Genomic DNA, 13,592 nt, shown 5'->3' with positions numbered 1-13,592 from the left:
GTTTAATTATTCCAGTATTTCGCACAAAAAACCTTGCCGTTGCACAAAATCGATGATAATATTTTCAGTTACCCGGAGATCGCTAATGCGGAGTACCCTGTCGCAATCGTCGAGGTCCACATGGCAGCTACCCACTTCAAAACTGGTGGTAATAGCCCGTATCATGGCTTGTTTATCCTGTTGATTGCCGATATTGGTTTTGAAGATGCCTATCATAACAAACGGGTTTAGTGGGGTTACAGGTCCTGGTTGCGCGGTTTATCTTCCGGCGTATCTTTCCAGCGGTCAAATTCTTCATCCTGACAGCCGAAGCGGCGAGGGTCGCAGTAGTCACGGAAACGTTGTTTCATGGCTTCCCGCTGTTCGGGCGTCATATGGGCCATTTTTTCCTTCATTTTCTCTTTCCACGCTTTGCGGCGGCGCCATCCGTCACCCCATGGGGCGCCACCGCGGCCATGCCAGCCGAACAGCAGTTTACCGAGTACAAGCAGGCCCAGCGCTTGCCAGTAAGAAATAACAGGGCCATGGAAAAGTTCCGGTATCAGGTTATTCCATAATACCTGGGTAAGCAGTATCACCGCGGCAAAGAAGGCGATACCCAAAAAAGCTAACCCGATTTTTTTAATTGGTCTCATATCCTGAATGATTTTTAATTGTCAAATAATTCTTTGTAAAGTTCCGCCAGCCGCTCCCGCAGATACAGTACGGCATAGCGTTTCCGGGACAATAGCGTATTCACACTGATGCCGGTTTCTTCACTCATTTGTTTAAAAGATTTTCCTTCCAGTTCATGCTGCAGGAAGACCAGCTTCTGCTCGGCAGGTAATTCGTCGATGGCTTCTGTAATGGCCTCCGACATGATCTTCCGCGTCAGCGGGGTATCGGCCTGTAAGGTTTCATCAGAGAGGATTTCCGGCAGAAAAAGTACTTCTTCTCCTTCTATTTCGCGAACATAGTCGGTGAAAGGAGTTTCCTTTTTCTTGCGGAACCAGTCGGTGATACGGTTGCGCGTTACAGCGAAGAGCCAGCCGGTAATAGAGTCGATCTGGCTACCCAGGCGCAGGTATTCGGTGAACTGGGACAGTACGTCCTGCAATATGTCCTCCGCATCCGACGCGTTACTCACACGCTGCCGGATGAAATGCAGTAAACGCTTGCGTTCCTGCTTCACCGTAGCTTGTATGCGGTCGTTCTGCTCTTGGGCCATTATGCTGTTTGTGAGGAGCAACTGTTTCATCGTAATAAGGAAGACGAAACAGGGAAAACGATATTTTATCTTTCTGAAAAAAAATATCAGGGGCTACAAAAACGGGCATCCATGGCGGCTATGCACTAACTTTTCACCATCACAATGTACTTCTCCCGGAAACTTTCTTCGGGGAAAATGTCATAAAGCTCCAGTAAACGGGGCTTTACACCACTATCAGAGATTTCCTGGGCCAGGTCGCCGCCTTTCAGGCAGATCAGCCCTTTCTCAAACTGTTTGCCGGGAACAGTCGATTTTTTCAGTAATGGTTTACTCCACCGCCAGAGGTCGGCCAAAGGGGCCACAGCCCTGGATACCACGATATCGAATTTACGGTTTTTTATATCTTCCACACGGCTATGCGCGCTGGTCACGTTTTTCAGGCCCAGGGCTTCACTAACACCCTGTACCACCTTTATTTTTTTACCGATGGAATCCACCAGGTGAAACTGTACTTCCGGGAAAAAGATCGCCAGCGGAATGCCGGGGAAACCGCCGCCGGTGCCAAGGTCCAGTATCTGGGTACCCGGCTGGAAATCTGCGATGGCCGCAATGCTCAGGGAATGCAGTACATGGCGCTCATACAGGGAATCAATGTCTTTCCGGGAAATCACATTGATCTTCCCGTTCCATTCCTCGTATAATCCTTTCAGGGCTTCTAACTGCTGTAACTGACCGGGCGTAAACTCGCTGAAATACTTTAAAATAATTTCCATGGCGCAAAAGTAATATCATTTACGGATTTAGCGATTTACGGATTTATGGATTTCGGGAATAATGTCTTTAGGTCATAGCTAACCCGGAAAGGCACAAATCCCCAAAATCCGTAAATCGCTAAATCCGTAAATGATTTTACCATTTGTTTTTTGAACGGAATAATAAAGCCGGGGTGAAAATGATATAATACAATACCATAAAGATATCCATCAGCCAGCTGAACTTGAAAAGATCGCTTTCATCGAGCTTGCGCATGGCGGAGTAGGTAATAATGGACTGTACCAGCACTTTAAACCCGAAGATGCCCAATGTATACCAAAGGATTGGCGGCGGAAAGAACAAGGCCAGTATAAAGGCGGGATAAAACAGGAAATGTGTCAGGGAAAAAAGGCCCAGGATGAACTTATGCCCGAAACGGTAATGTTTGCCGGTGGACATATGCCTGGTTTTCTGCCGGAACCAGCTTTTCCAGCTCTGTTTGGGCTCAGAATAGGTAAACGCCTGTTTATCGATGACTACGCTCACATTTTTCCGGTTGGCGGCGGCATTCACAAACAGGTCATCGTCGCCGCTGGCCAGGTGTTGGTGGCTGGTGAAACCCTTGTGGCGGAAAAACAGCTCTCTTTTGTACGCCAGGTTACGGCCTACGCCCATATAGGGCATGCCGCTCATGGCAAACGACAGGTGCTGTAAAGCGCTGAAAAAGGTTTCATAACGGATGATCTTATTCAGGAAACCCGGTTTTTTATGGTAAGCCCCATATCCGAGTACAATCTCCTTCTCCTCCGAAAAACCCTGGCTCATTAAGGTGAGCCAATAGGTGCTGCCCGGCTTGCAGTCGGCATCCGTGAGCAGTACATGCTCATGCTGGGCGCCTTTCAGGCCTATGGATAACGGATATTTTTTACCGGGGATAAATTTGGCCGCCTGTTTAATTTCAATATGCCGGTAATGCGGATAACCCGGTTCTATAGAGCGGAGGTAATATTTGGTATCGTCTTCAGAGTTGTCATTCACCACAATCACTTCATATTCCGGTTTGTGGTGTATATGATAACGCTGCTGCAATACACCCGGCAGATTTTTCTGCAGATTCAGTTCTTCATCCTTGGCGCAGATGATCACCGAAAAAGGCCCGCCAGGCGCCTGGTCCAGGTCAAACTTACGACGATAAAAGGCTACCCGGGAAAAGACAAACAGATAATATATTGTTTGAATTCCTGCTACGGCAGCGAAAAAGTATAAGGCAATTTCACCCAGATGGTCAAGCATAATGCTGGCAAAAATATAATATTTTTATTATCTGTAAAATAATTAAAAATTTACGGATTTTGGGATTTACGGATTTACGGATTTTGGGGAGAGAAGAAATGGATTTTATTATTGTAAACAAGTTTTTTCTACATCTTCCCATTAATCCTCAATCCGGTTTCCTCAATCCCTCAATCCCAAAATCCGTAAATCCCAAAATCCGTAAATCAAATGATCAAATAACCAAATAACAAAATGCCCAAATAATACGATCTTTGCACGCTGAAATCAAGAGCTGTGAATTTTGAACTGATAACTACAGATAGCGGCAGCAATGCCCGGGCAGGTAAAATCACCACCGCCCACGGTACCATAGAAACACCGATTTTTATGCCGGTAGGCACAGTGGGCAGCGTGAAAGCTGTTACCCAGGACCAGGTGCGTGACGATGTGCAGGCACAGATCATCCTCGGTAATACCTATCATCTTTACCTCAGACCAGGCCTGGAAGTATTGTCGCTCGCCGGCGGACTGCATAAATTCAACGGTTGGGACCGCCCTATACTCACCGACAGCGGCGGGTACCAGGTGTTTTCCCTGGCGGCCAACCGTAAAATCAAGGAAGAAGGAGTTGTATTTCAATCACATATCGACGGTTCCAAACATCTTTTCACTCCCGAAAACGTGATGGATATCCAGCGCACTATCGGTGCAGACATCATTATGGCGTTTGATGAATGTCCGCCCTACCCGTCTGAATACCGTTACGCCCGTAAGTCTATGGACCTTACCCATCGCTGGCTGGACCGCTGTATTCAGCGCCTCGCTGAAACGCAGCCTGCCTACGATCATGAACAGACGCTGTTCCCTATCGTTCAGGGCAGCACCTATAAAGATCTGCGCAAGGCATCTGCAGCGTATATCGCTTCCCGCGGCGCAGCAGGTAATGCTATCGGTGGTTTGAGCGTAGGTGAACCGGAAAATGAGATGTATGAAATGTGCGGACTGGTGACCGAAATCCTGCCGAAAGACAAGCCGCGCTACCTGATGGGGGTAGGCACCCCCTGGAACATCCTGGAGAACATTGCCCTCGGGGTGGATATGTTCGACTGCGTAATGCCTACCCGTAATGGCCGTAACGGCATGCTCTTTACCTGGAATGGGGTAATCAACATCCGCAATAAAAAGTGGGCCACTGATTTTAATCCCATCGATGCCAACAGCGAGTGTTTTGCTACCCGTGATTATTCCCGTGCTTACCTGCGCCACCTGTTTGTAGCCGGCGAAATTTTAGGCATGACATTGGCGAGTATCCACAACCTTGCATTTTACCTGGAGCTGGTAAAAGAAGCCCGCCGCCAGATACTGGCGGGTACTTTCGCTACCTGGAAAACCGGTATGGTACAGCAACTGAAAACGCGCCTGTAAAAGTTCAGACTATAAAATAAACTAATATCTTTGGGCTCATGACTAAAATAGACTGGTACATTTTACGCAAGCTCATTGGAACGTTTATTTATTCCCTGATGATATTGCTGATCATTTCCGTAGTGATCGATATTACAGAGAAGATAGATGATTTCATTAAGTATCATATATCCCTGCATGATGTGATCGTGGATTATTACTTCGGTTTTATCCCACACATTGCCGCGTTGCTGTTTCCCCTGTTTATATTTATTTCTGTTATTTTCTTCACGTCCAAAATGGCGTACCGCTCGGAGATCATTGCGATCCTGAGCGCCGGTGTTAGTTTCCGCCGGTTCCTGCGTCCTTACTGGATAGGTGCTTTCCTGTTTGGCGGCATTCTCTGGCTGGCAAACTATTGGGTGGTGCCTAATGCGAACCGTATCCGTACCAATTTTGAGAATAACCGTATCCGTACGCCGGACAATGAGCAGTCGCAGTATGACCGCAGTAGCCGTATCGACAGTTTTACCTATGTGAACTTCGGTACCTACGATCCCAACTATAAAAGCGGCAGCAACTTCACCCTGGAAAGGGTCGATAAACAGACGATGTCCGTTAAACTGAAAGCGGACCGCATCACCTGGGATTCCACCGCCAAGGCCTGGAGACTGGATTACGTCACCGTGCGGCATATGGATGGCCTGAAGGAAACCTGGATCAGCCGCCAGGATTCCATCCTCAAAATCCCGTTGAATCCCAAAGATCTGCTGGAAGTAAAGAACCTGCAGGAAGCGATGACTACGCCGGACCTGCGCAAATACATCCAGCGGGAAGCTATCCGGGGTTCTGAAGGTTTGAATACCTATTGGGTGGAATATTATCGCAGAACGGCCGCCGCCGCAGCGGTAGTTATCCTGACCCTGATCGGGGGCATCATTGCCGCCAAGAAGGTGAGGGGCGGTAGTGGTTTGCACCTGGCCGTGGGTATTGTGATCAGCGCCAGTTATATTATCCTCATGCAGTTCACCACGGTATTCAGTACCAAAGCCGACCTGAACCCGCTGGTGGCCGTGTGGATACCCAATTTCCTGTTCGGTGGCCTGGCGCTTTATCTGTACCGCCGCGCCCCGAAATGATATCACAGATTTCGTTTCTACGTATATAAAGGCTCCTTAATGGAGCCTTTTCCATTTGTGAACTATTCCATTCCTTTTAGCCCCGTTTTCAAAAGGGCACCTGAACAACATCTTAACCTGGCCCCTGATATACAAAAATTGTCCAACCCGATAAACAAAAATGAAATTTTGCACCCCATGCTTTCAATATTTTCAATTCGTTCTGAAAAAATTTACATTTCTTTAACGTCAATTCTGTGTGGTTTATTTAGTATTTGTAATTGATTGATTATCATATATTATATGGACTTTTAGAAGATGTCTGTGCTACCCTTTTTCCCCTGCACTATGCTTGTTAAATTGACATTAAATACAGCTAAATGGTGGTAACTTCGTTAACAAATCATTACTTTTGACAATTGATCGATTTTGTTTCATTTTATAAACAATAGCAGTAAAATGGGGTATATAAAAGAAAAATTCAAGGTTAAAGCAGATGATCTTAACGTTGAAGTAAAGGACCTGGTAAAGAACCACGGCACAAAAAAAATTGAGGATGTAACGGTGGCGCAGGTTTATCAGGGCATGCGCGGTATTACCGGCATTGTAACGGAAACTTCCCTGTTGGACGCGAATGAAGGTATACGTTTTCGCGGCTATTCTATTCCGGAACTGAGAGAACATTTACCGAAAGCGCCGGGTGGTGCGGAACCACTGCCGGAAGGGCTGTTTTACCTGATGTTGATTGGTGAATTGCCTACCGAAGCAGATGTACAGTACTTATCCGCCATGTGGGGCCGTCGTTCCCATGTACCCAACCACGTATTTGATGCTATTGAAGCACTGCCTATTTCTACTCACCCGATGACCATGTTCACCGTAGGTATTATGGCATTGCAGACAGAATCTGCTTTTGCGAAGGCCTATGCTGAAGGTATCAATAAAAAAGACTACTGGAGCTACATGTATGAGGACACTATGAACCTCATCGCCCGTCTGCCCCGTATCGCTGCCTATATCTACCGTCGTAAATACAAAGGAGGCCAGCATATCCAGCCTAACGGCATGCTGGACTGGGCAGGTAACTTTGCACATATGCTGGGTTACTCCGACGAAGGTTTCAAGGAACTGATGCGCCTGTACATGGTGATCCACGCTGACCACGAAGGTGGTAACGTGAGCGCACACACGACGCACCTGGTAGGATCTGCCCTGAGCGATGCTTACCTGTCTTTCGCCGCCGGTATGAACGGTCTGGCTGGTCCGTTGCACGGCCTGGCTAACCAGGAAGTAATCAAATGGATTCTCTCCATGCGCGAAGAACTGGGTGGTGGTATGCCTACCAAAGAACAGATTGAAGCGTATGTACGTAAAACACTGTCTGATGGTAAAGTAGTACCAGGTTACGGTCACGCTGTACTGCGTAAAACCGATCCCCGCTTCACGGCACAGATGGAGTTTGCTAAAAAACACCTGCCCAACGATGAACTGGTAAAAATCGTTTGGACCGTATATGAAACCGTGCCGCCGATCCTGCAGGAACTGGGTAAAGTAAAAAACCCATGGCCTAACGTAGACGCGCATTCCGGTGCATTGCTGGTACACTACGGCCTGGTGGAATATGAATTCTACACCGTACTGTTTGGCGTTTCCCGCGCACTGGGCGTACTGGCTTCCCTCTGCTGGGACAGAGGTTTGGGGCTCTCCCTCGAAAGACCTAAATCCGTTACAACAGAATGGATGAAACAGTTTGTAGAAGGAAAAGTAACTGCAGACGCAGAATAATTCAGGATACTGACTGAAAATATAAGATTAGCGAAGATGAAAGCGATAGTAGCTTTTATCTTCGCTAATCTTTTTAAATTATCTTCGTGGCTCATTAAAACCGGTTCATTATCTCAACATTTACCGCCATATTATCCAATCCAATCGAGTACCTGAAAGGGGTAGGTCCGCAGAAAGGAGAACTGCTGCGCAAAGAAGCCGGCATTCATACCTTCGGTGATCTGCTGCAATATTTTCCTTTCCGTTATGTAGACCGTACCAAGATCGACAAGATCGCTTCATTGAGCGGGTACGAGGATTTTGTGCAGATACGCGGACGTATCCTGCGCATGGAGGTAGTGGGGGAGAACCGGAGCAAAAGGCTGGTAGCCACGTTTAAAGATGAAACCGGTGTTATTGAACTGGTGTGGTTCCAGGGCTGGCAATGGATGCAGAAATCACTGCGTGAAAATGTGTCGTACCTGGTATTCGGCCGTATCTCTGTATTCAATGGCGTGCCACAGCTGGCGCATCCTGAGATGGACCTGCTCACAGAAGAAATTGCATCCGGTAAACAACACCTGGAACCGGTATATTCCACTACAGAAAAACTAAAAGCCCGCGGACTAACGGCAAAGGCTATTGGAAAACTGACAAAGGCGCTGCTGGAACAAATGTCGCCTATGGAAGTCAGGGAAAATATTCCGGTAGAAGTATTGCAGCAATACCGGCTGATGCCCCGGTCCATGGCGTTTTTTAAGATACACCTGCCAGGCAGCGAAGACGAAGCCTACCAGGCGCAACGCCGGTTGAAGTTTGAAGAGCTGTTCATTGCGCAGATCAGGATATGCCGCTTAAAAATCAAACGGCAAAAGTTATCGCACGGTTATGTATTTGGCGCCGTGGGTGAATCCTTCAACGAATTCTATAATCATCATCTGCCTTTTGCCCTCACCGGTGCGCAGAAACGGGTACTGAAGGAGATCCGCATGGATACCGTACATGGCCGGCAAATGAACCGTTTGCTGCAGGGTGATGTAGGCAGTGGTAAAACCATGGTAGCACTACTCACAATGCTGTTGGCGAAAGATAATGGTTTCCAGGCCTGTCTGATGGCGCCTACCGAAATCCTGGCGCAGCAACACTATAAAGGGTTATCTGAATTATTGCAGCATATGCCGGTTAACATAGCGTTGCTTACCGGCAGCATAAAAGGCAAAGCCAGAAAACAAGTGCTGGCCGGCGTGGCAGATGGCAGCATTCATTTCCTGGTAGGTACACATGCCCTGCTGGAAAAGGAAGTCGTATTCCAAAACCTGGGAATGTCTATCATAGACGAACAGCACCGTTTTGGAGTGGCCCAACGGGCACGGCTATGGGAAAAAAATGATATCCCGCCACATATACTCGTGATGACCGCCACGCCTATACCGCGTACACTGGCCATGACCATCTACGGCGATCTCGACGTGTCTGTGATCGATGAAATGCCTCCCGGCAGGAAACCTATTACCACGGTGCATCGTACGGAATTCCAACGGCCGCAGGTGATGAACTTTATCAAAGATGAAATCAAAAAAGGCCGCCAGGCTTACATTGTATACCCGTTGATTGAAGACAGTGAAAAACTGGATTACGAAAACCTCATGAAAGGTTATGAGGAAGTAAAAGCGTTTTTCCCCGAACCGCAATTTTACATCAGTATGGTACATGGCCGCCAGCCGGCGGAAATGCGCGAAACCAATATGCAACGTTTCGTGAATGGGGATACCCATATCATGGTAGCCACTACCGTGATTGAAGTAGGCGTTAACGTGCCCAATGCTTCTGTGATGGTCATTGAAAGTACCGAACGTTTTGGTTTATCACAGCTGCACCAGCTCAGAGGCCGTGTAGGCCGTGGTGCGGAGCAATCGTTCTGCATCCTGATGACAGGCAGTAAACTCGGACAGGTATCCAAAGAACGTATTAACGTGATGGTACAAACGAATAATGGTTTTATCATCTCCGAAAAAGACATGGAGCTCCGTGGCCCCGGCGATATCGAAGGTACCCGCCAAAGTGGAATACTCGATTTTAAACTGGCGGATATTGTTCAGGACAGGGCTGTCCTGGAAGCTGCCCGTGCCAGCGCAGAAAAAATTTTATCAGACGACCCCGATCTCGTCCTCCCTGAAAATCAAGGCTTAAAAGAATATTTGGCCCTCCAGCGCGGGAAATCTCAATGGAGTAAAATTTCCTAAGGTTTTTAACGTTTATTAATTTATACCGTCTGAATATATGGTATAATCCCTACACGTATCGTCAGGACAGCGGTATTATATCTTACGCCCGTAACAATTTAATGGGCTTCTGCGTTTATAGATGTATATTGGTTTTTTTGGCATTAAAATAAATCTTATCCCGTTGAAATTTACCCTCCCGAGCGGCCTTATTGGAATGATGATCCTCTTGTTGTTCACCGGTTATATTGCCCGGGGACAACAGTCAACCAATTTCACTCCCCTGAACTTTATTGAAAATAAAGGACAATGGGACCCGCAGGTGCTGTATAAATCAGATGTGGGCACCGCCGATATATGGCTGAGAAAAACAGGTTTTACTTTTATGCTGTATAGCAAGGAAGACATGCATGACCTGTATGAATCCATGCATGGACATGGAGAAGCACGCGACTCCGGCATTATCTACGTGCCTAAGAACAGCACGGCCGGAAAATCGGCCATCACGGCTGTTAACGGAGAAAAACCACCGCCTCGCCCCGCTATGCCCAATGTAAGAGGACACGCTTACCAGGTCAATTTTATCGGCGCCAACGAAAACCCCGAAATTATTCCTGAAAAAGCACAGGAATCTACCACCAACTATTTTATCGGGAACGACAAATCAAAATGGGCATCCGGTGTGAAATCCTATCAGGGACTGGTGTATAAATCCATTTACCCGGGTATCGATGCACATGTGTATTCCGATGCTTCCCAGCTGAAATATGATCTTATCGTAGCTGCCGGCGCTAACCCGGATAAAATACAGTTATCATACGAAGGCGCCACCGGTATGGAAATTAAAAAAGGACAACTACTGGTACATACGACCGTGGGTGATGTGATTGAACAACTGCCTTACGCTTATCAATATGTGAATAACCAACGGGTGACGGTAAAAGTATCCTATCGCCTGAATGGTAATAAAGTAGGATTCAAAATTTCCGGTGATTATGACCCGGCCTATCCGCTGGTGATAGATCCCGTGTATGTGTTTTCCACCGTTTCCGGCTCCCGTGCCGACAACTGGGGTTTTACAGCTACTTATGATGACGCAGGCAACTTCTATGGCGGCGGTATCGTATTCAATAACGGTTACCCGGCTACCCCGGGTGCTTATAAAACAGCGTTTAACGGCGGCACTTTTGATATCGCTATCTCCAAATTTAATCCCAATGGTACCCGCCTGATCTACGCTACCTATATCGGCGGCAGCGGACAGGAACAACCACACAGCCTTTTTGTGGATAAACAAGGTAACCTGGTGATTTCCGGCAGAACCAATTCCGGCGACTATCCCTATGATAAGGTGGAAGGTAAACAGGGTGGCTGGGATATCGTGGTGACCAAACTCAATGCAACTGGTAGCGGTCTGATCGGATCACTGGTCATTGGTGGTTCTGCAGATGATGGCGTGAATATGCGTGAAAACCGTACTGCCGGTGATTGGGTACTGCTGCGCAACTATGGTGATGACGCCCGTAGTGAAGTAGTGATCGATGATGCCGGATATATCTACGTGGCCGGTTGTACCCGTTCCAGCGATTTCCCGGTAGTGGGCACCGTATTTCAACCCACATTCGGGGGATTACAGGATGGCGTAGTGATGAAAATCAATCCAATGTGCCAGGGCCTGGTATGGTCCAGTTTCCTCGGAGGCTCGTCAGAAGATGCGGCCTATGTAATAGCCCTTAATAAACTCAATACCTTGTATGTGGCCGGAGGAACGGCCAGCAGCAATTTTACCGTTACGCCGGGCGCTATCTATCCTGCTTACCGTGGCGGCGTATGCGATGGGTTTATTACACATATCGCCAACGATGGCAGCAAAATATTACAAAGCACTTTCCTGGGTTCGGATGATCCTTCCGCTGATCAGGTATACGGTATTCAACTGGATAAAAACGGTTTCCTGTATGCTATGGGCACCACGGAAGGTACATGGCCTATCAAATTGCTCAACCCCGGTGATTATAACGATAACTCCCTGCAGTATATCGTGAAATTGCAGCCCGATCTGAGCGCATTTGTGTATTCCACTACTTTCGGCAGACGGCGCCAGTTGGCTCCTACCCCTTCTATTTCACCAACTGCCTTCCTGGTAGACCGTTGCGAAAACGTATACGTGTCCGGCTGGGGCGGTGGTATCAATAACTCCCTGCATTATCCTAACTCCGGTACTTTTGGATTACCTGCCAAAAATCCTATCCAAAGCTCTACTGACGGGATGGATTTCTACTTCTTTGTATTGCAGCGCGATGCTACTGCACAGTTGTTCGGCAGCTGGTTTGGCGGTAATGGTTTGTATGAACACGTGGATGGTGGCACCAGCCGGTTCGATCGCAACGGGGTCATCTATCAGGGTATCTGTGCCTGGTGTAATGTAAGCAACAGCGGCGCCAAACCACGGTATCCGACTACGCCGGGTGCTTATTCCAGTACGCCTCCTCCCTCCTGTAACTACGGCGCTTTAAAGATCGCTTTTAACCTCGACGGCGTACGGGCAGGAGCGAAAACCCTCAGCCGGAGATCAAATTTCTGCGTCCCCAGCGATATTACGTTTGTGGATACTACCCGCATTCCGGCTCAAAGCTATAAATGGGATTTTGGCGACGGATCGCCGGTAGTACAGGGGCCCAAACTGGATACCGTTACCCATACCTTTACGAAATTGGGTACTTATACCGTTATGCTGGTAAAATTTGACAATGCCAGCTGTAATGGTTCAGACACCGCGTATGTAGTGGTGAAGCTGGGAGACAATGAAGCGAAATTTGATTTCGATGCGATCCGGCAACAACCTTGTCAGGACCTGGCTTATATCTTCACCAGTAACGCTACACCGGCAGGTGCATTTCACAAAGACAGCTCCTTTATCTTCGACCTGGGTGATGGTACTAAACCACAATATGTAGGACCTTCCAAATTCCCTACACCTATTCATAAATTCCCCGGTCCCGGTATTTATAACGTGAGCCTTACGCTGGTAGATACCAATTTCTGTAATGCGCCGCAAACGATCACTAAACCATTGCGTGTAGCCGCTGAGGTTACCGCCAAATTTGTGATGCCGGATACGGTTTGTGTGGGTACTGAACAGCAAATGGACAATACCACACTGGGGGGCGAAAGTTTCCTGTGGACGTTTAAACTGGGAAATGACAGCACTACTTCCACAGAACCTTATCCGATATTTAAATTCGATAAATCCGGTATATGGACGGTTAAACTGGTGGCAGTGGACAATAACACCTGTAATAAAAAGGATAGTGTCATCAAATCGGTATTGGTAGCCGATCCGCCTGAAGCTGATTTCGACTTTATGCCTACGAAGGCTACAGAGAATACACCGGTCACTTTCACCAATCTCACCAAAGAGTTTGGGCAACCGATGCACTACCTGTGGAACTTCGGCGATGGTGATACCACCTCTGTTCCCAGTCCACAGCACCAGTACCTTAAAACGGGTACTTACAACGTCTGTCTCACTGCTGCGAACCAGGAAGGTTGTACGGAAACGGTCTGCAAAACGGTCAGTGCTATCGTAGTGCCGTTGTTTGACGTACCTTCTGCTTTCTCGCCCAACAATGACGGCATGAACGATGTTTTCTACGTGAAGTCTTTTGGTGTGACCAAGTTTAACCTCAAGATATTTAACCGATGGGGACAATTGATTTTTGAAAGTACAAACCCCAACATGGGATGGGATGGCCGGTTTAAAGGAGCTATACAGCCTATGGATGCATATGCTTACGTGGTAACATTGGAGTTTACCGATGGAACCAAGGCCAATAAGACCGGAAATGTAACCTTGTTAAGATGATG

Annotated in this window: 10 protein-coding genes; 5 read left to right on the top strand and 5 right to left on the bottom strand. The window is 47.6% G+C overall.

Going from position 1 to position 13,592, the window contains the following annotated elements; all coding sequences use genetic code 11:
* Positions 1 to 6: 6 nt before the first annotated feature.
* The 5 genes from ICL07_RS10085 to ICL07_RS10065 form a co-directional block, all read right to left on the bottom strand.
* Complete coding sequence (locus ICL07_RS10085) at positions 7 to 216, bottom strand: hypothetical protein (RefSeq protein WP_188087780.1); 210 nt, start codon at positions 214 to 216, stop codon at positions 7 to 9.
* Positions 217 to 236: 20 nt separating this feature from the next.
* Positions 237 to 635, bottom strand: a complete 399-nt coding sequence (locus ICL07_RS10080) for a hypothetical protein (protein ID WP_188087779.1) — start codon at positions 633 to 635, stop codon at positions 237 to 239.
* A 14-nt stretch (positions 636 to 649) separates the two neighbouring features.
* On the bottom strand, positions 650 to 1,207 hold the full coding sequence (locus tag ICL07_RS10075; protein ID WP_188087778.1) for an RNA polymerase sigma factor: 558 nt from the start codon (positions 1,205 to 1,207) through the stop codon (positions 650 to 652).
* Between the two features lie 125 nt (positions 1,208 to 1,332).
* Entirely contained in the window at positions 1,333 to 1,962 is a 630-nt protein-coding gene (gene rsmG / locus ICL07_RS10070; RefSeq protein WP_188087777.1) for a 16S rRNA (guanine(527)-N(7))-methyltransferase RsmG, read from the bottom strand.
* 136 nt (positions 1,963 to 2,098) lie between these two features.
* Entirely contained in the window at positions 2,099 to 3,235 is a 1,137-nt protein-coding gene (locus ICL07_RS10065; RefSeq protein ID WP_188087776.1) for a glycosyltransferase, read from the bottom strand.
* 276 nt (positions 3,236 to 3,511) lie between these two features.
* Between ICL07_RS10065 and tgt the strand changes: the two genes are divergently transcribed.
* From tgt to ICL07_RS10040, 5 genes are all read left to right on the top strand, one after another.
* Positions 3,512 to 4,642: a tRNA guanosine(34) transglycosylase Tgt gene (gene tgt / locus ICL07_RS10060; RefSeq protein WP_188087775.1), complete on the top strand. Its 1,131-nt coding sequence runs from the start codon at positions 3,512 to 3,514 to the stop codon at positions 4,640 to 4,642.
* A gap of 38 nt (positions 4,643 to 4,680) precedes the next feature.
* Positions 4,681 to 5,760, top strand: coding sequence for an LptF/LptG family permease (locus tag ICL07_RS10055; RefSeq protein ID WP_188087774.1), 1,080 nt, complete (start codon positions 4,681 to 4,683; stop codon positions 5,758 to 5,760).
* A gap of 438 nt (positions 5,761 to 6,198) precedes the next feature.
* Entirely contained in the window at positions 6,199 to 7,524 is a 1,326-nt protein-coding gene (locus ICL07_RS10050; RefSeq protein WP_188087773.1) for a citrate (Si)-synthase, eukaryotic, read from the top strand.
* 107 nt (positions 7,525 to 7,631) lie between these two features.
* Positions 7,632 to 9,746: an ATP-dependent DNA helicase RecG gene (recG, locus tag ICL07_RS10045; RefSeq protein WP_343071038.1), complete on the top strand. Its 2,115-nt coding sequence runs from the start codon at positions 7,632 to 7,634 to the stop codon at positions 9,744 to 9,746.
* Between the two features lie 163 nt (positions 9,747 to 9,909).
* On the top strand, positions 9,910 to 13,590 hold the full coding sequence (locus ICL07_RS10040) for a DUF7948 domain-containing protein (RefSeq protein WP_188087772.1): 3,681 nt from the start codon (positions 9,910 to 9,912) through the stop codon (positions 13,588 to 13,590).
* Positions 13,591 to 13,592 lie beyond the last annotated feature (2 nt).

Origin of the sequence: Chitinophaga qingshengii (genome assembly GCF_014529935.1) — a bacterium.
Classification (GTDB): domain Bacteria; phylum Bacteroidota; class Bacteroidia; order Chitinophagales; family Chitinophagaceae; genus Chitinophaga; species Chitinophaga qingshengii.
This window is presented reverse-complemented; position numbering and strand designations above follow the sequence as displayed.

Coding starts and splice junctions, on each gene's coding strand:
- rsmG (WP_188087777.1), bottom strand. CDS start 1,962: ATGGAAATTATTTTAAAGTATTTCAGCGAGTTTACGCCCGGTCAGTTA.
- ICL07_RS10075 (WP_188087778.1), bottom strand. CDS start 1,207: ATGGCCCAAGAGCAGAACGACCGCATACAAGCTACGGTGAAGCAGGAA.
- ICL07_RS10080 (WP_188087779.1), bottom strand. CDS start 635: ATGAGACCAATTAAAAAAATCGGGTTAGCTTTTTTGGGTATCGCCTTC.
- ICL07_RS10055 (WP_188087774.1), top strand. CDS start 4,681: ATGACTAAAATAGACTGGTACATTTTACGCAAGCTCATTGGAACGTTT.
- ICL07_RS10085 (WP_188087780.1), bottom strand. CDS start 216: ATGATAGGCATCTTCAAAACCAATATCGGCAATCAACAGGATAAACAA.
- ICL07_RS10065 (WP_188087776.1), bottom strand. CDS start 3,235: ATGCTTGACCATCTGGGTGAAATTGCCTTATACTTTTTCGCTGCCGTA.
- ICL07_RS10050 (WP_188087773.1), top strand. CDS start 6,199: ATGGGGTATATAAAAGAAAAATTCAAGGTTAAAGCAGATGATCTTAAC.